We start from the raw sequence: 16,358 nt of genomic DNA on the forward strand, positions 1-16,358 counted from the left end.
TTGCGCTGCATTGAAAGCAGCTCTGCCAAAGCGATCGAGCGGTTGGTTGATCGGCTTCGCAGGCACCGCGCGTTGTTGGCGCGGCGAATCGGCGGCGCGAGATGCGCCGCCTCATGACGCCGCGGCTCTAGCGACGGCGGCCGCGCAGCTTCGATTTGCGGATCAGGCCTTCATACTGGTGCGCCAGCAGATAGCCCTGCACCTGCGCCACGGTATCCATGGTGACGCTGACGACGATCAGCAGCGAAGTACCGCCGAAGTAGAACGGCACCGAGGCGTAGGAGATCAGGATCTCCGGGATCAAGCAGACGATCGCGAGATAAATCGCACCCAGCACGGTGATGCGCGAGAGCACGTAGTCGATGTATTCCGCGGTGCGTTCGCCCGGGCGGATGCCCGGAATGAAGCCGCCGTGCTTCTTCAGATTGTCCGCGGTCTCGGTCGGGTTGAACACGATCGCGGTGTAGAAGAACGCGAAGAACACGATCAGCGCCAGATACATGATCAGGAACAGCGGACGGCCGTGGCCGAGCTGGGTGGTGATCCACTGGAACCACTCGGGCCCACTGCCGGCGTTGAAGTTCGCCACCGTGGTCGGCAGGAGCAGCAGCGAGGACGCGAAGATCGGCGGGATCACGCCGGAGGTGTTGAGCTTGAGCGGCAGATGCGAGGACTGGCCCTCGAACATCTTGTTGCCGACCTGGCGCTTCGGATACTGGATCAGCAGCCGGCGCTGGGCGCGCTCCATGAACACGATGAAGGCGATCACGGCCACCGCCATGACGATCACGACCAGGATCAGGCCGGTCGACATCGCGCCCTGACGGCCGAGCTCGAGCATGTTGGCGAGCGCCGCGGGCAGCTCGGCGACGATGCCGGCGAGGATGATCAGCGAGATGCCGTTGCCGATGCCGCGCGAGGTGATCTGCTCGCCCAGCCACATCAGGAACATGGTTCCGCCGGTCAGCGTGATCGCGGTCGACAGGCGAAAGAACATGCCGGGATCGCTGACGACGTTGCCGGCGCCCTCGAGGCCCACGGCAATGCCGTAGGACTGGAACGCGGCCAGGATCACGGTGAGATAGCGGGTGTACTGGTTCAGCAGCTTGCGGCCGGACTCGCCTTCCTTCTTGAGCGCCTCGAGTTGTGGCGAGACGGTGGTGAGGAGCTGGATGATGATCGAGGCCGAGATATACGGCATGATGTTCAGCGCGAAGATCGCCATGCGGTGGATGCCGCCGCCGGCGAACATGTTGAACATGCCGAGGATGCCGCCCGCCTGGGAGCGGAACACCTGCTCCCAGATATTGGGGTCGATGCCGGGCAGCGGGATGTAGGTCCCGAGCCGATAAACGAGCAGCGCACCCAGGGTGAACCAGATGCGCTTCTTCAGTTCGTCAGCCTTGGCAAACGCACCGAAATTGAGATTGGCTGCCAGTTGTTCCGCTGCAGAGGCCATCTTGGACTTTCTCCCGCCGCCTATTGCGCCGTCATGCCCGCGGCCGGGCTACTATATAGCGGACGCCGGACATTATCTGGGGCTCGGCTTCGATAAGTCCACGTCCCTCATGCGTAAAGGCCCGCGAGCCGCGGGCCGATGACGCAGTTGTTACGCCGCCTCGCCTTCTTCCTTGGCCGGGGCGAGGATCTTCACCGAACCGCCGGCCTTCTCGACCGCGGCGATCGCGGTCTTGGTGGCGCCGTGCACTTCGATGTTGAGCTTGGACTTGAGCTCGCCGCGGCCGAGCAGCCGCACGCCGGCCTTGGCGCGCCGCAGCACGCCGGCCTTCACCAGGGCCTCGACGTTCACGACGCTGCCGGTATCGATCTTCTTGGCATCGACCGCTTCCTGGAGCCGGTCGAGATTGATCTCGGCGAACTCGACCCGGAAGATGTTGTTGAAGCCGCGCTTGGGCAGACGGCGATGCATCGGCATCTGACCGCCTTCGAAGCCCTTGATGCGCACGCCCGAACGCGCGGTCTGGCCCTTGCCGCCGCGGCCGGACTGCTTGCCCTTGCCCGAACCGATGCCGCGGCCGACGCGCATACGCTTCTTGCGCGAGCCGGCGTTGTCGGCGATATCGCTGAGCTTCATCGCCCTTCTCCTTATGTCATGCGCACGATCTTCACCGAGAACGGGTAGCCCGCGTTCGGGATCGCACGCCGCTTCTTACTTCTCGTCGACGATGCGGACGAGATGGTGAACCTTTTCGATCATGCCGCGGACCGCAGGCGTGTCCTGCAGTTCGCTGACGCGACCGATCTTGTTGAGCTTGAGCCCGATCAGCGTCGAGCGCTGCGAGTGATGGCGGCGGATTGCGCTGCCGATCTGCTCGAGCTTGATCGTCTTTGCGGCCTTGGCCATGGGAGTCTACTCCGAAAGCTTCCGTTAGTCGGCAGCCGCCTCGGCATCACCGCCGATACGGCGCGACTGCAGAGTGGACACCTTGATGTTGCGGCGGGCTGCGACCGAACGCGGCGAATCCTGATGCTTCAGCGCGTCGAAGGTTGCGCGAACCATGTTGTAGGGGTTCGACGAGCCGATCGACTTGGCGACCACGTCCTGGACGCCGAGCGTCTCGAACACGGCGCGCATCGGGCCGCCGGCGATGATGCCGGTACCGGCGGGAGCTGCACGCAGATAGACACGGCCCGCGCCGTGACGGCCGGCGATGTCGTGATGGAGCGTGCGGCCCTCGCGCAGCGAGACGCGGGTCAGGTTGCGCTTGGCGGACTCGGTGGCCTTGCGGATCGCCTCGGGCACTTCGCGCGCCTTGCCGTGACCGAAACCGGCGCGGCCCTTCTGGTCGCCGATCACGACCAGCGCAGCGAAACCGAAGCGCTTGCCGCCCTTGACGACCTTGGCCACGCGATTGATGTGGACGAGCTTGTCGACGAACTCGCTGTCGCGCTCCTCACGCTCCCTGCGTTCACGCCCGCCGCCGCGTTGATCGCGTCCACCACGTTGTTCGCGTTCTGCCATTTTTCCAATCCTTCAGAGGCTTGCGCCTCAATCCTCAAATTCTGTTAGAAGCTCAGCCCGCTCTCACGCGCCGCGTCGGCGAGAGCCTTGACGCGCCCGTGGTAGAGGTAGCTGCCGCGATCGAACACGACTTCCTTGACGCCCTTCTCGGCGGCGCGCTCGGCCAGCAGCTTGCCGACCGCCTTCGCCGCATCGATGTCGGCGCCGGTCTTGCCGCCGTCGCGCATCGACTTCTCGAGCGACGAGGCAGACGCCAGCGTCTCGCCCTTCAGGTCGTCGATGACCTGGGCGTAGATGTGCTTGGACGAGCGGAACACCGACAGACGCGGACGGCCACCACCGGAGCGGCGCAGCTTCAGCCGCACACTCCGCTTGCGCCGGGCATTCGTAACCTTGGCTTTGGACATGACCGGCTCCGTTACTTCTTCTTGCCTTCCTTGCGGAAGATGAATTCGCCAACATACTTCACGCCCTTGCCCTTGTAGGGCTCCGGCGGGCGATAGCTGCGGATCTCGGCCGCGACCTGGCCGACGCGCTGGATGTCGCTGCCCGCCACCGTGATCTCGGTCGGCTTCGGCACGGTGATCGTGATCCCCTCGGGGATCGTGTAGATCACGTCGTGGCTGTAGCCGAGCGCGAGCTGCAGGTTCTTGCCCTGCATCGCGGCGCGGTAACCGACGCCGGTGATTTCGAGCTTCTTCTCGAAGCCCTTGGTGACGCCTTCGACCAGATTCGCGACCTGGGCGCGAGCGGTGCCGTACAGCGCCCGCGCGCGATTGGTCTCGGTCTTCGGCTTGACCTTGATCTGGCCGCTCTCGAGCTTCACCTCGACGTCGTCATGAACGACGAACTGAAGCTGGCCCTTCGGCCCCTTCATCTTGACGGTCTGCCCATCGACGGTCGCGGTCACACCCGACGGAACCGCCACAGGCCTTTTGCCAACACGTGACATGGATGAAAAATCCTTCTCAGAACACCGTGAAGAGGACTTCGCCGCCCACATTCGCGTCGCGCGCGCTGTGGTCGGCCATGATCCCCTTCGGCGTCGACAACACCGAAATGCCGAGCCCGTTGTTGACCCGCGGCAGGTTCTTCACCGAGGCGTAGACACGACGCCCGGGCTTGGAAACACGTTCGATCTCGCGGATGACGGGCTCGCCGTCGAAATATTTCAGCTCGATCTCGATCTCGCTGCGGCCCGAGGAATGCTCGAGCGTGGCGTAGCCGCGGATGTAGCCCTCGCTCTTGAGGACCTCGAGCACGTTCTCGCGCATCTTCGAGCCAGGCGTGGAGACCTTGGTCTTGGAGCGCATCTGCGCGTTGCGGATACGGGTGATCAGATCGCTGATTGGATCGTGCGTGGACATCTAAACGACCCTCCTTACCAGCTCGACTTCACGAGGCCCGGGACCATGCCCTTGGAGCCAAGTTCGCGCAGCGCGATACGGGACAGCTTGTTCTTGCGGTAGTTCGAGCGCGGACGGCCCGACAGCTCGCACCGCAGGCGGACGCGGGTTGCCGACGAGTTGCGCGGCATCTCGGCCAGCTTCAACGTCGCGGCGAAACGCTCCTCCATCGGCAGCGTCTTGTCGGCGATGATCGCCTTCAACCGGGCGCGCTTGGGAGCGGCGTTCTTCGCCATCCGCTTGCGCCGGTTGTTCTTCTCGATTGAACTCTTCTTTGCCATGCTTGGCTCCTGGGTATCCGCGTTTGAGAGGCTTTAGGTCAGCGTCTCACTGCCGGAACGGGAAATTGAAAGCGGTCAACAAGGCCCTCGCCTCTTCGTCAGTCTTGGCCGTGGTGCAGACGGTGATGTCCATACCGCGGGCTTCCGTGACCTTGTCGAAGTCGATCTCGGGGAAAATGATGTGCTCCTTGATGCCGAGCGAGTAGTTGCCGCGGCCGTCGAAGCTCTTCGGGTTCAGGCCGCGGAAGTCGCGGACGCGCGGCAGCGCGACCGTCACCAGGCGATCGATGAACTCGTACATGCGGGCCTTGCGCAGCGTGACCTTGCAGCCGATCGGCTGGTTCTCACGCAGCTTGAAGGTCGCGATCGCGATGCGCGAATAGGTCACGATCGCCTTCTGGCCGGCGATCTGGGTCAGCTCGGCGGCGGCGGTCTCGGCCTTCTTGCGGTCGTTGACGGAATCGCCGACGCCCATGTTCAGAACGACCTTGTCCAGGCGCGGAACCTGCATGACGTTCTCGTAACCGAACTTCTCGGTCAGAGCCGTGCGGATCTTCGCGTCATATTCCGCGCGCAGGCGCGGGGTGTAAGCGGCCTCAGCCATCGATCTCAGCTCCCGAGCTCTTGGCGATGCGGACCTTCTTGCCGTCCGCCAGAATCTTGAATCCGACGCGGGTCGGCTTCCCGTCCTTGCCGACATACGCGATGTTGGACAGTTGGATCGGCGACTCCTTCGAGATGATGCCGCCCTCCTGGGCCTGCGTCTGCTTCTGATGACGCTTGACCATGTTGATGCCGCGCACGAGCGCCGTGCCGGCCTCGGGACGCACTTCGAACACTTCGCCGGTGCGGCCCTTGTCGCGGCCGGTCAGCACGACGACCTTGTCGCCCTTGCGGATCTTCGCAGCCATCACAGCACCTCCGGCGCGAGCGAGATGATCTTCATGTGGTTCTTGGCGCGCAGCTCGCGCGGCACGGGCCCGAAGATACGGGTGCCGACCGGCTCGGACTGGTTGTTGATCAGGACGGCGGCGTTGCGGTCGAAGCGGATGACCGAACCGTCGGCGCGGCGGATGTCCTTGCGGACGCGCACGACGACGGCCTTCATCACGTCGCCCTTCTTCACCTTGCCACGCGGAATCGCTTCCTTGATCGAGACGACGATGATGTCGCCGATCGTGGCGTAGCGGCGCTTGGAGCCCCCGAGCACCTTGATACACATGACACGGCGTGCGCCAGAATTGTCGGCCACGTCGAGGTTGGTCTGCATCTGAATCATTGATGCACCTCGTCCTCTTCTCTCTTGCGCCAGCCCAGCCGGCGCTCAACATTTCCCTGAGGTCAGTCGGCTAAAGCCGACAGATCAGGCGCTTTTCTTGTGTTCGCCCCGGATCACGACCCAGCGCTTCAACTTCGAAATCGGCTTCGATTCCTCGATCCACACCATGTCGCCCGGCTTGAACTGGTTGCTCTCGTCGTGCGCGTGGTAGTTCTTCGAACGGCGGATCGTCTTCTTGTAGATCGGGTGCGTGAAGCGGCGATCGACGCGCACCACGATGGTCTTGGCCTGCTTGTCGCTGACGACCACGCCCTGCAAAGTACGTTTCGGCATCTTCGTAAGCCTCTTACTTCTTCTTGGCGCGCGTCTGCGCGGCGACGGTCTTGATCCGGGCGATGTCACGGCGGGCCTCGCGCAGGCGCGAGGTTTTCTCGAGCTGCCCGGTGGCGCGCTGGAAGCGCAGATTGAAGCGCTCCTTCTTCAGGTTGAGGATGGCCTCATCCTGCTGGTCGGGGCTCATCGCGCGGATGTCTTCGATCTTCATCTGGGCCATGGCCATTACTCCGCAATGCGCTCGACGAAGCGCGTCTTGATCGGCAGCTTGGCGGCCGCCAGGGTCAGCGCCTCACGCGCCGTCTGGGTGTTGACGCCGTCGATCTCGAACAGCACCCGGCCCGGCTTGACGCGGGCGACCCACAATTCCGGCGAACCCTTGCCGGAGCCCATGCGGACTTCGGCCGGCTTCTTCGACACCGGAACGTCGGGGAACACGCGGATCCAGACACGGCCGGCGCGCTTCATGTGGCGGGTCAGCGCGCGGCGGGCGGCTTCGATCTGGCGCGCGGTGACGCGCTCCGGCTCGGTCGCCTTCAGGCCGAACTGGCCGAACGCCAACGTCGCGCCCGAAGACGCAACGCCGTGGATGCGGCCCTTATGCGCCTTCCGGAACTTCGTTTTCTTAGGTTGCATCATGGCTTTAAGCCCTCAAATTCCTGTGCGGCTTTAGGCTGCAGCCGTATCGCGGCGCTGACGGCCACCACGATCACTGCTGCCACCCGTCTCGCCTTCGGCCATTCTCTTGTCCTGGGCCATCGGATCGTGCTCGAGGATCTCGCCCTTGAAGATCCAGACCTTGACGCCGCAGGTGCCGAAGGTCGTGAACGCGGTCGCAACGCCGTAGTCGATGTCGGCGCGCAGCGTGTGCAGCGGCACGCGACCTTCGCGGTACCACTCCATGCGCGCGATTTCCGCACCGCCCAGACGACCCGAGCAGTTGATGCGGATGCCTTCCGCGCCGAGACGCATCGCCGACTGCACGGCGCGCTTCATGGCGCGGCGGAACGCCACGCGGCGCTCGAGCTGCTGCGCGATCGATTCGGCCACCAGCGTCGCATCGAGCTCCGGCTTGCGGATCTCGACGATGTTGATGACGACGTCGGACGAGGTGATGTCCGCGACTTTCTTGCGCAGCTTGTCGATGTCGGCGCCCTTCTTGCCGATCACCACGCCCGGACGAGCCGAGTGGATGGTGACGCGGCACTTCTTGTGCGGACGTTCGATCACGATGCGGGCGACGGCCGCCTGCTTGAGCTCCTTGTGCAGGATCTCACGGATCTTGACGTCCTCGTGCAGCAGCTTGCCGTATTCCTGCTTGCCGGCGAACCAGCGGGAATCCCAGGTGCGGTTGATGCCGAGACGCAGACCGATCGGATTGATCTTTTGACCCATCGTGTTCTCCTGCGCCCTTAAGCGGCGGCTTCAGCTTCGACCTGACGAACGATGATCGTCAGCTGCGAAAATGGTTTGTAGACACGGCCCGAGCGGCCGCGGCCGCGGGCGGCGAAGCGCTTCATCACGAGGCCGTTGCCGACGAAGGCCTGCGCCACGACGAGATCGTCGACGTCGAGGTCGTGGTTGTTCTCGGCGTTGGCGATAGCCGATTCCAGGCACTTCTTCACGTCGACCGCGATCCGCTTGCGCGAAAACTGCAGATCGGCGAGCGCAGCGGCAGCCTTCCGGCCGCGAATGAGCTGGGCGACCAGGTTGAGCTTCTGCGGGCTCACCCGCAGCATCCGGGCGACCGCCTTGGCCTCGTTCTCGGCGAGGCTCCGTTCGCGCTTAGGTTTGCTCATCGTTCAATCCTCAAGCCTTCTTGGCTTTCTTGTCGCCGGAGTGGCCATGGAAGGTCCGGGTCGGCGAGAACTCGCCGAACTTGTGACCGACCATTTCCTCGTTGACGGCCACCGGCACGTGCTTCTGACCGTTGTACACGCCGAAGGTCAGGCCGACGAACTGCGGCAGGATCGTCGAGCGACGGCTCCAGATCTTGATGACGTCGTGACGGCCGGACGCGCGCGCGGCATCTGCCTTCTTGAGCAGAGAACCCTCGACGAACGGGCCTTTCCAGACTGAACGAACCATGTCCGTCGTTCCTTACTTCTTCCGCTTGTGGCGGCTTAGGAGAATGAATTTGTTGGTCGACTTGTTGGTGCGGGTCTTCTTGCCCTTGGTCGGCTTGCCCCACGGAGTGACCGGGTGACGACCGCCCGAGGTACGACCTTCACCACCGCCGTGCGGATGGTCGATCGGGTTCATCGCGACACCGCGGTTGTGCGGGCGACGGCCCATCCAACGCTTGCGACCGGCCTTGCCGATCGAGGTGTTCATGTGATCCGGGTTCGACACAGCGCCGATCGTGCCGCGGCAACGGCCGTGCACCAGGCGCTGCTCGCCCGAGTTCAGGCGGATGATGACGTAGTCCTGGTCGCGGCCGACCAGCTGGGCGTAAGTGCCGGCGGAACGTGCGAGCTGGCCGCCCTTCCCGATCTTGACCTCGATGTTGTGGATGATCGTGCCGACCGGCATGTTGCCGAGCGGCATGACGTTGCCCGGCTTCACGTCGACGTAATTGCCGGCAACGATGGTGTCACCCACGGCCAGGCGCTGCGGCGCCAGGATATAGGCCTGCTCGCCGTCCTGATACTTGATCAGCGCGATGAAGCCGGTGCGGTTCGGATCGTACTCGAGACGCTCGACGGTCGCGGGAACGTCGGTCTTCTCGCGCTTGAAATCCACGGTGCGCAGCGTCCGCTTGTGACCGCCGCCGCGGAAACGCACGGTGATGCGACCGGTGTTGTTGCGGCCGCCCGAGGAGTGCTTGCCCTCGGTGAGCGCCTTGACCGGCTTGCCCTTGTACAGGGCCGAACGATCGACCATGACCAGCTGGCGCTGGCCCGGCGTCGTGGGGTTGAATGTCTTCAGTGCCATCGTCGTACGACCTTACAGACCGGTGGTCACGTCGATCCGGTGACCCTCTTCGAGAGTCACGATCGCGCGCTTGGAGTTCGACTGCGAACCGAGATTGCCGCGGAAGATCTTGGTCTTGCCCTTGCGGACCAGCGTGTTGACGCTCTTGACCTTGACGTCGAACAGCTTCTCGATCGCTTCCTTGATCTGCGGCTTGGTCGCCTTCGCGGCCACCTTGAACAGCACCTTGTTGTGCTCGGAGGCGATCGTGGCCTTTTCGGTCACGACCGGCGACAGGATCACGTCGTAGTGGCGAGGCTCGATGTTCTTCGTCATTTGAAGCGCGCCTCCAGCGCATCGATGGCGGCCTTGGTCAGAACGAGCTTCTGACGGCGCAGGATGTCATAGACGTTGATGCCCTGGATCGGCAGCACGTCCATGTTCGGGATGTTGCGGGCTGCAGCGGCAAAGCCGTTGTTGAGCTCGGCGCCGTCGATGATCAGCGCGTTGGTCAAGCCCAGACCCGAGAAATGGCCGAGCAGCGCCTTGGTCTTGGCGGCTTCCAGCGCTGCCTTCTCGATCACGACGAGATCGCCGTCCTTGGCCTTGGCCGAGAGCGCATGCTTCAGAGCGAGCGCGCGGACCTTCTTCGGCAGGTCGGTGGCGTGCGAACGCACCACCGGACCGAAGGCACGGCCGCCGCCGCGGAACTGCGGCACGCGGGCCGAGCCGTGACGAGCACCGCCGGTGCCCTTCTGCTTGTACATCTTCTTGCCGGTGCGCCAGATCTCGGCGCGGCCCTTGGCCTTGTGCGTGCCGGCCTGGCGCTTGTTGAGCTGCCACTGCACGCAGCGCGCGATGATGTCTTCGCGCGGCTCGAGGCCGAAAATGGCGTCGGAGAGCTGGACGGAGCCCGCTTCCTTACCTTCGAGGGTGGTGACCTTCAATTCCATCTCAAGCCTCCTGCGCAGCCGGAGCGGCTTCCGCGTCGCCAGCGACCTTGAACTTGCCGGGCTTCGGAGCTTCCTTCGGCAGCGGCTTCTTGACAGCGTCGCGCACGCGGATCCAGCCGCCCTTGGAGCCGGGAACGGCGCCCTCGACGAGGATCAGGCCGCGCTCGACATCGGTCTGGACGACGCGAAGGTTGAGCGTGGTGATGCGGTCGACACCCATGTGGCCGGGCATCTTCTTGTTCTTCCAGGTCTTGCCGGGGTCCTGACGACCACCGGTCGAACCGATCGAACGGTGCGAGATCGACACACCGTGCGTGGCGCGCAGACCGCCGAAGTTCCAGCGCTTCATGCCGCCGGCGAAGCCCTTACCGACCGAGGTGCCGGTGACGTCGACGAACTGGCCGACGACGAAGTGATCGGCCTGGATCTCGGCGCCGACGGGGATCATGGCATCCGCGGTGACGCGGAATTCCTCGACCCGGCGCTTCGGCTCGACCTTGGCGACCGCGAACTGGCCGCGCTCCGCCTTGGGCATGTAAACGGTCTTGCGGGCACCAGAACCGAGCTGGAGCGCGACGTAACCGTTCTTCTCTTCGGTGCGGTGGCCTACGACCTGGCAATTGCCGAGCTTCAGCACGGTCACGGGGATATGTTCGCCGGCCTCCGTGAAGACCCGCGTCATCCCGACCTTTTGTGCGATCACTCCGGAGCGCATCGGCTTGCTTCCTGTTCTTTCTGTCCGCTCACGCGAACGGGATCCAAAATCTTAGAGCTTGATCTCGACGTCGACACCGGCGGCCAGGTCGAGCTTCATCAAAGCATCGACGGTCTGCGGGGTCGGATCGACGATGTCGAGCAGGCGCTTGTGAGTGCGCATCTCGAACTGCTCGCGGCTCTTCTTGTCGACGTGGGGCGAACGGTTGACGGTGAACTTCTCGATGCGGGTGGGCAGCGGAATGGGTCCGCGGACCTGCGCGCCGGTGCGCTTCGCCGTGTTCACGATCTCGCGGGTCGACGTATCGAGGATACGATGGTCGAACGCCTTGAGACGGATACGAATGTTTTGGCCGTTCATTGCCGTGCTTTCTCTAGTGAGTGGCGAGTAGCGAGTAGCGAATAGAAATCCCTATTCGCCACTCACCATTCCCTATTCGCTTGTTACTCGATGATCGAGGCGACGACGCCGGCGCCGACGGTGCGGCCACCTTCGCGGATCGCGAAGCGGAGCTTCTCTTCCATCGCGATCGGCACGATCAGGTGCACTTCCATCGCGATGTTGTCGCCCGGCATCACCATCTCGGTGCCTTCCGGCAGGTGCACGACACCGGTCACGTCGGTGGTGCGGAAGTAGAACTGCGGACGGTAGTTGGTGAAGAACGGGGTGTGGCGACCGCCCTCTTCCTTGGTGAGGATGTAAGCCTCAGCCTTGAACTTGGTGTGCGGCTTGACCGAACCCGGCTTGCACAGCACCTGGCCGCGCTCGACGTCCTCGCGCTTGGTGCCGCGGAGCAGCGCACCGATGTTGTCGCCAGCCTGGCCCTGATCGAGCAGCTTGCGGAACATCTCGACGCCGGTGACCGTGGTCTTCTGGGTGGCGCGCAGACCGACGATCTCGATTTCCTCGCCGACCTTGACGATGCCGCGCTCGACACGGCCGGTCACGACGGTGCCGCGGCCCGAGATCGAGAACACGTCTTCAACCGGCATCAGGAACGGCTGGTCGATCGGACGCTCCGGCTGCGGGATGTACTCGTCGACGTTCTTCATCAGCTCGAGGATGGCGTCGTGGCCGAGCTTCTTGTCGGAATCTTCGAGGGCGGCGAGCGCCGAACCCTTGATGATCGGGATCTTGTCGCCCGGGAAGTCGTACTTCGAGAGCAGCTCGCGGACTTCGAGCTCGACGAGCTCGAGCAGTTCCGGATCGTCGACCATGTCGCACTTGTTCAGGAACACGACCAGCGCAGGCACGCCGACCTGGCGGGCGAGCAGGATGTGCTCGCGGGTCTGCGGCATCGGGCCGTCAGCGGCCGACACGACCAGGATCGCACCGTCCATCTGGGCGGCGCCGGTGATCATGTTCTTGACGTAGTCGGCGTGGCCGGGGCAGTCGACGTGGGCGTAGTGGCGGTTCGGCGTCTCGTACTCGACGTGCGCGGTCGAGATGGTGATGCCGCGCGCCTTCTCTTCCGGCGCCTTGTCGATCTGGTCGTACGCGGTGAACGTCGCGCCGCCGGCTTCGGCGAGGACCTTGGTGATCGCCGCCGTCAGCGACGTCTTGCCATGGTCGACGTGACCGATGGTGCCGATGTTGCAGTGCGGCTTGGTACGTTCAAACTTTGCTTTGGCCATTTGACTCTCCGTTCAATCGTCAGCTTGAGACCGACGACAATCAGGCAAACTTCTTCTGGACTTCTGCCGACACGTTGGCCGGCGCTTCTGCGTAGTGGTCGAACTGCATGGTGAAGGTCGCGCGACCCTGGCTCATCGAGCGCAGGTTATTCACGTAACCAAACATGTTCATGAGCGGCACCATCGCGTTGATGACGTTGGCGTTGCCGCGCATGTCCTGACCCTGGATCTGACCGCGCCGCGAATTCAGGTCGCCGATGACCGAACCGGTGTAGTCTTCCGGGGTCACGACCTCGACCTTCATGATCGGCTCGAGCAGAACGGACTTGCCCTTCTGCAGCGCTTCGCGGAACGCCGCGCGCGCTGCGATTTCGAAGGCGAGCGCCGACGAGTCGACGTCGTGATACTTGCCGTCGACGAGCTGAACCTTGACGTCGACCACGGGGAAGCCCGCGACCACGCCAGAGCTCATCACGCTGTTGAGGCCCTTTTCGACGCCGGGGATGTATTCCTTCGGAACCGCACCGCCGACGATCTTGGACTCGAACTCGTAACCCTTGCCGGGCTCGTTCGGCTCGACCACGATCGACACTTCAGCGAACTGACCGGTACCGCCGGTCTGCTTCTTGTGGGTGTACTTGACCTCGGCCTTCTTGGTGACGCGCTCACGGAACGCAACCTGGGGCGCGCCGATGTTGGCGTCGACCTTGTAGGTCCGCTTGAGGATGTCGACCTTGATGTCGAGATGGAGCTCGCCCATGCCCTTGAGGATGGTCTGGCCGGACTCCTGGTCGGTCGACACGCGGAAGGACGGATCCTCCGCAGCCAGCTTGGCCAGCGCCACGCCCAGCTTCTCCTGGTCGGCCTTGGACTTCGGCTCGATCGCGATCTCGATGACCGGCTCGGGGAATTCCATCTTCTCCAGGATCACCTGCTTGTCGGGATCGCACAGCGTGTCACCGGTGCGCGCTTCCTTCAGGCCGGCCAGCGCGACGATGTCGCCGGCATAGGCTTCCTTGATGTCCTCGCGGTTGTTCGCATGCATCAACAGCATGCGCCCGATGCGCTCCTTCTTCTCGCGCGTCGAGTTCACGACGCCGGTGCCGCTCTGCAGGACGCCGGAGTAGATGCGGCAGAAGGTGATGGTGCCGACGAACGGGTCGTCCATGATCTTGAACGCGAGCAGCGCGAGCGGCTCCTTGTCGTCCGCCTTGCGCACGACCTCGTTGCCGCGATCGTCGGTGCCCTTGATCGCGGGCACGTCGATCGGCGACGGCAGATAGTCGACGACGGCGTCGAGCAGGGGCTGCACGCCCTTGTTCTTGAAGGCCGAGCCGCACAGCACGGGATAGAACGCACCGGTCAGCACCGCCTTGCGGATCAGGCGCTTCAGCGTCTCTTCGTCCGGCTCCTTGCCGTCGAGATAGGCGGCCATGGCGTCGTCGTCGAGCTCGACGGCGGCTTCCACCATCTTCTCGCGATATTCCTTGGCCTGCTCGACCAGATCTTCCGGGATGTCGACATAGTCGAACTTCGCGCCGAGCGATTCATCGTTCCAGATGATGCCCTGCATCTTCACGAGGTCGACGAGACCCCTGAAGTTGTTCTCGGCACCGATCGGGAGCTGGATCGCGATCGGCTTGGCGCCGAGGCGGTCGACGATGTCGGACAGACACTTGAAGAAGTCGGCACCGGTCTTGTCCATCTTGTTGGCGAAGACGATGCGCGGAACCTTGTACTTGTCGCCCTGGCGCCAGACGGTCTCGGTCTGGGGTTCGACGCCCTGGTTGGAGTCGAGCACGCAGACGGCGCCGTCGAGCACACGCAACGAACGCTCGACCTCGATGGTGAAGTCGACGTGGCCGGGGGTGTCGATGATGTTCAGGCGCTTGCCGGCCCAGAAGGCGGTGGTCGCAGCCGAGGTGATCGTGATGCCACGCTCCTGCTCCTGCTCCATCCAGTCCATCGTCGCGGCACCTTCGTGCACTTCGCCGATCTTGTGGCTCTTGCCGGTGTAATAGAGGATGCGCTCGGTCGTCGTGGTCTTGCCGGCATCAATATGCGCCATGATACCGAAGTTGCGGTAATTCTCTATGGCATGAACGCGGGGCATTGGATGTTCCTTAGATTCCGTGTTTCGCCGTTACCAGCGATAGTGCGAGAAGGCACGGTTGGCTTCCGCCATCCGGTGCACGTCTTCACGCTTCTTGACGGCATTGCCACGGTTGTTCGAGGCATCCAGCAACTCGGCCGAGAGCCGCTCGGTCATGGTCTTCTCGTTGCGCTCGCGCGCGGCCGAGATCAGCCAGCGAATGCCCAGCGCCTGACGGCGGGTCGAACGAACTTCAACCGGAACCTGGTAGGTGGCGCCGCCGACGCGGCGGGAGCGAACCTCGATCGTCGGCATGACGTTCTCGAGCGCCTGCTCGAACACACCGAGCGGGTTCTGCTTGGTCTTGGATTCGATGATGCCGAACGCACCGTAGACGATGCCTTCCGCGACCGACTTCTTGCCGGCGTACATCACCGAGTTCATGAACTTCGTGACGATGATGTTCCCGAACTTCGGATCGGGAAGAACTTCGCGCTTTTCCGCTGAGTGGCGACGAGACATGGAGCTGGTTCCCGCTTACTTCGGACGCTTCGCGCCGTACTTCGAACGACGCTGCTTACGGTTCTTGACGCCCTGGGTATCCAGAACGCCGCGGAGGATGTGGTAGCGCACGCCGGGCAAGTCCTTGACGCGGCCGCCGCGGATCATGACCACCGAGTGCTCCTGGAGGTTATGGCCTTCACCGGGAATGTAGCCGATCACCTCGAAGCCGTTGGTCAGGCGCACCTTGGCGACCTTACGAAGTGCCGAGTTCGGCTTCTTCGGGGTCGTGGTGTAGACGCGGGTGCAAACACCACGCTTCTGCGGCGACTGCTGCAGCGCCGGCACCTTCTTGCGCGACTTCTGCACTTCACGCGGTTGAGCGATCAGCTGGTTGATCGTCGGCATCCTGGCCTTACCCTTTGTTCTGCCGCGGTCCCTTGCGGGACCGCTGTCTTGCCGCGGCCCGTTGCCGGAACCGCAATTCGTTTCGAGCCACCCGCCCGACGAGGCCGCCTCGCACGGAACAATCCGCACAAAGCGAAATTGCGCCAACCGCTCCATCACCGAGCGGAAAGCGTTACGACGCCACAGAGGACCGCAGTTTTCAGGCCAATCAGCGTAAAGCTGTGGCCCGCGCACCGAGGTCATGCATCCGAATTCGATCTCAAGAGAATGAGCTCAAGAGAACTAGAATCGCACTGGCATTGCCTAGCTATGATCGACAGCGTTTGAGCGGCATTCGTCGAGGTTGGTGCCCGTCTTGAGCGACCCTCGTGGATCTAGTCCTTGCGGCTCTAGTCTTTGGAGGTCTAACGGGTGGCCCGTTCCGACGCTGGCGATGCTCACCGCCTGTCGTTAAGTGAGGCGCTTTCTATAAGTGGGAATCGCTCAAGTCAAGGCGAAACGACAGTCACGAAGCGCTTCAGGCGCCTGTCGAAATAGCTGTTTGCCACCCTCACCGCACCTCCTCCATATGGGTACATGCATCGCATTTCGCTAGCGCGCCGGCAATTTGTGCCCGGATAAAAAGACACTTTATGATGCTTGGATGGGCCTTTTTGCGCTCTCAATTCGTTAAGGCGCATTAATCTCTTCACTTCGGCCGAAATTGGCGACCGGGATTTCACCACAACAGACGGCGGGCCATCCGACGCGACCGACACCCGCCCTGCCCGGTCCCGGCCAATCCGCATGAGAGCGATCCGGCATAGGTCTTGAAATCGAAGCCCTGACGCGCTGACGGCACGAGGCCGATGACGGGATTC

The 16,358-nt window shown here is 63.4% G+C and carries 26 protein-coding genes; all 26 read right to left on the reverse strand.

Annotated features, from left to right (window positions below; translation table 11 throughout):
* Positions 1 to 127: 127 nt before the first annotated feature.
* Positions 128 to 1,459, reverse strand: coding sequence for a preprotein translocase subunit SecY (gene secY / locus UNPF46_RS14935; protein ID WP_100176995.1), 1,332 nt, complete (start codon positions 1,457 to 1,459; stop codon positions 128 to 130).
* A gap of 150 nt (positions 1,460 to 1,609) precedes the next feature.
* Positions 1,610 to 2,095 (reverse strand): 50S ribosomal protein L15, encoded by a 486-nt coding sequence (gene rplO / locus UNPF46_RS14940; protein ID WP_100176996.1) that lies wholly within the window; start codon positions 2,093 to 2,095, stop codon positions 1,610 to 1,612.
* A 75-nt stretch (positions 2,096 to 2,170) separates the two neighbouring features.
* Complete coding sequence (gene rpmD, locus UNPF46_RS14945) at positions 2,171 to 2,365, reverse strand: 50S ribosomal protein L30 (RefSeq protein ID WP_100176997.1); 195 nt, start codon at positions 2,363 to 2,365, stop codon at positions 2,171 to 2,173.
* A gap of 24 nt (positions 2,366 to 2,389) precedes the next feature.
* A complete protein-coding gene (rpsE, locus tag UNPF46_RS14950; RefSeq protein ID WP_025036985.1) occupies positions 2,390 to 2,983 on the reverse strand; it encodes a 30S ribosomal protein S5 in 594 nt (197 codons plus the stop codon).
* A gap of 44 nt (positions 2,984 to 3,027) precedes the next feature.
* Positions 3,028 to 3,390, reverse strand: coding sequence for a 50S ribosomal protein L18 (rplR, locus tag UNPF46_RS14955; protein WP_007603036.1), 363 nt, complete (start codon positions 3,388 to 3,390; stop codon positions 3,028 to 3,030).
* Between the two features lie 11 nt (positions 3,391 to 3,401).
* Complete coding sequence (gene rplF / locus UNPF46_RS14960; protein ID WP_097658744.1) at positions 3,402 to 3,935, reverse strand: 50S ribosomal protein L6; 534 nt, start codon at positions 3,933 to 3,935, stop codon at positions 3,402 to 3,404.
* 16 nt (positions 3,936 to 3,951) lie between these two features.
* Complete coding sequence (rpsH, locus tag UNPF46_RS14965; RefSeq protein ID WP_018322269.1) at positions 3,952 to 4,350, reverse strand: 30S ribosomal protein S8; 399 nt, start codon at positions 4,348 to 4,350, stop codon at positions 3,952 to 3,954.
* A 14-nt stretch (positions 4,351 to 4,364) separates the two neighbouring features.
* Positions 4,365 to 4,670, reverse strand: a complete 306-nt coding sequence (rpsN, locus tag UNPF46_RS14970; protein WP_100176998.1) for a 30S ribosomal protein S14 — start codon at positions 4,668 to 4,670, stop codon at positions 4,365 to 4,367.
* A 46-nt stretch (positions 4,671 to 4,716) separates the two neighbouring features.
* On the reverse strand, positions 4,717 to 5,274 hold the full coding sequence (gene rplE / locus UNPF46_RS14975; protein ID WP_018647250.1) for a 50S ribosomal protein L5: 558 nt from the start codon (positions 5,272 to 5,274) through the stop codon (positions 4,717 to 4,719).
* Entirely contained in the window at positions 5,267 to 5,581 is a 315-nt protein-coding gene (gene rplX, locus UNPF46_RS14980; protein WP_100176999.1) for a 50S ribosomal protein L24, read from the reverse strand. Before rplX ends, rplE begins: the two co-directional genes overlap by 8 nt.
* Complete coding sequence (gene rplN / locus UNPF46_RS14985) at positions 5,581 to 5,949, reverse strand: 50S ribosomal protein L14 (RefSeq protein WP_007603030.1); 369 nt, start codon at positions 5,947 to 5,949, stop codon at positions 5,581 to 5,583. The genes rplX and rplN overlap by 1 nt, the downstream gene beginning before the upstream one ends.
* An 84-nt stretch (positions 5,950 to 6,033) precedes the next feature.
* Positions 6,034 to 6,282, reverse strand: a complete 249-nt coding sequence (gene rpsQ / locus UNPF46_RS14990; protein ID WP_097658742.1) for a 30S ribosomal protein S17 — start codon at positions 6,280 to 6,282, stop codon at positions 6,034 to 6,036.
* A gap of 13 nt (positions 6,283 to 6,295) precedes the next feature.
* Entirely contained in the window at positions 6,296 to 6,502 is a 207-nt protein-coding gene (gene rpmC / locus UNPF46_RS14995) for a 50S ribosomal protein L29 (protein WP_100181128.1), read from the reverse strand.
* Positions 6,503 to 6,507: 5 nt separating this feature from the next.
* Entirely contained in the window at positions 6,508 to 6,921 is a 414-nt protein-coding gene (gene rplP / locus UNPF46_RS15000; RefSeq protein WP_008136349.1) for a 50S ribosomal protein L16, read from the reverse strand.
* 30 nt (positions 6,922 to 6,951) lie between these two features.
* On the reverse strand, positions 6,952 to 7,677 hold the full coding sequence (gene rpsC / locus UNPF46_RS15005; RefSeq protein ID WP_092294149.1) for a 30S ribosomal protein S3: 726 nt from the start codon (positions 7,675 to 7,677) through the stop codon (positions 6,952 to 6,954).
* 17 nt (positions 7,678 to 7,694) lie between these two features.
* Positions 7,695 to 8,081: a 50S ribosomal protein L22 gene (gene rplV, locus UNPF46_RS15010; RefSeq protein ID WP_008136353.1), complete on the reverse strand. Its 387-nt coding sequence runs from the start codon at positions 8,079 to 8,081 to the stop codon at positions 7,695 to 7,697.
* 10 nt (positions 8,082 to 8,091) lie between these two features.
* On the reverse strand, positions 8,092 to 8,370 hold the full coding sequence (rpsS, locus tag UNPF46_RS15015) for a 30S ribosomal protein S19 (protein ID WP_008136357.1): 279 nt from the start codon (positions 8,368 to 8,370) through the stop codon (positions 8,092 to 8,094).
* Between the two features lie 12 nt (positions 8,371 to 8,382).
* Positions 8,383 to 9,216, reverse strand: coding sequence for a 50S ribosomal protein L2 (gene rplB / locus UNPF46_RS15020; RefSeq protein WP_100177000.1), 834 nt, complete (start codon positions 9,214 to 9,216; stop codon positions 8,383 to 8,385).
* Positions 9,217 to 9,228: 12 nt separating this feature from the next.
* A complete protein-coding gene (locus UNPF46_RS15025) occupies positions 9,229 to 9,531 on the reverse strand; it encodes a 50S ribosomal protein L23 (protein WP_007603019.1) in 303 nt (100 codons plus the stop codon).
* Positions 9,528 to 10,148: a 50S ribosomal protein L4 gene (rplD, locus tag UNPF46_RS15030; protein WP_018647243.1), complete on the reverse strand. Its 621-nt coding sequence runs from the start codon at positions 10,146 to 10,148 to the stop codon at positions 9,528 to 9,530. The genes UNPF46_RS15025 and rplD overlap by 4 nt, the downstream gene beginning before the upstream one ends.
* 1 nt (position 10,149) lies before the next feature.
* Entirely contained in the window at positions 10,150 to 10,863 is a 714-nt protein-coding gene (gene rplC, locus UNPF46_RS15035) for a 50S ribosomal protein L3 (RefSeq protein WP_027564407.1), read from the reverse strand.
* Positions 10,864 to 10,914: 51 nt separating this feature from the next.
* Positions 10,915 to 11,223, reverse strand: a complete 309-nt coding sequence (gene rpsJ / locus UNPF46_RS15040) for a 30S ribosomal protein S10 (RefSeq protein WP_002712302.1) — start codon at positions 11,221 to 11,223, stop codon at positions 10,915 to 10,917.
* 83 nt (positions 11,224 to 11,306) lie between these two features.
* Positions 11,307 to 12,497 carry an elongation factor Tu gene (gene tuf, locus UNPF46_RS15045; protein ID WP_100177001.1) on the reverse strand — a complete coding sequence of 397 codons (1,191 nt, stop codon included), beginning with the start codon at positions 12,495 to 12,497 and terminating at the stop codon, positions 11,307 to 11,309.
* Between the two features lie 40 nt (positions 12,498 to 12,537).
* On the reverse strand, positions 12,538 to 14,610 hold the full coding sequence (gene fusA / locus UNPF46_RS15050) for an elongation factor G (RefSeq protein ID WP_100177002.1): 2,073 nt from the start codon (positions 14,608 to 14,610) through the stop codon (positions 12,538 to 12,540).
* A gap of 30 nt (positions 14,611 to 14,640) precedes the next feature.
* A complete protein-coding gene (gene rpsG, locus UNPF46_RS15055; protein ID WP_008136420.1) occupies positions 14,641 to 15,111 on the reverse strand; it encodes a 30S ribosomal protein S7 in 471 nt (156 codons plus the stop codon).
* A 15-nt stretch (positions 15,112 to 15,126) separates the two neighbouring features.
* Entirely contained in the window at positions 15,127 to 15,498 is a 372-nt protein-coding gene (gene rpsL, locus UNPF46_RS15060; protein ID WP_007603006.1) for a 30S ribosomal protein S12, read from the reverse strand.
* Positions 15,499 to 16,358: the final 860 nt, after the last annotated feature.

Source organism: Bradyrhizobium sp. UNPF46 (assembly GCF_006658625.1).
GTDB classification, from domain to species: Bacteria; Pseudomonadota; Alphaproteobacteria; order Rhizobiales; family Xanthobacteraceae; genus Bradyrhizobium; species Bradyrhizobium nitroreducens.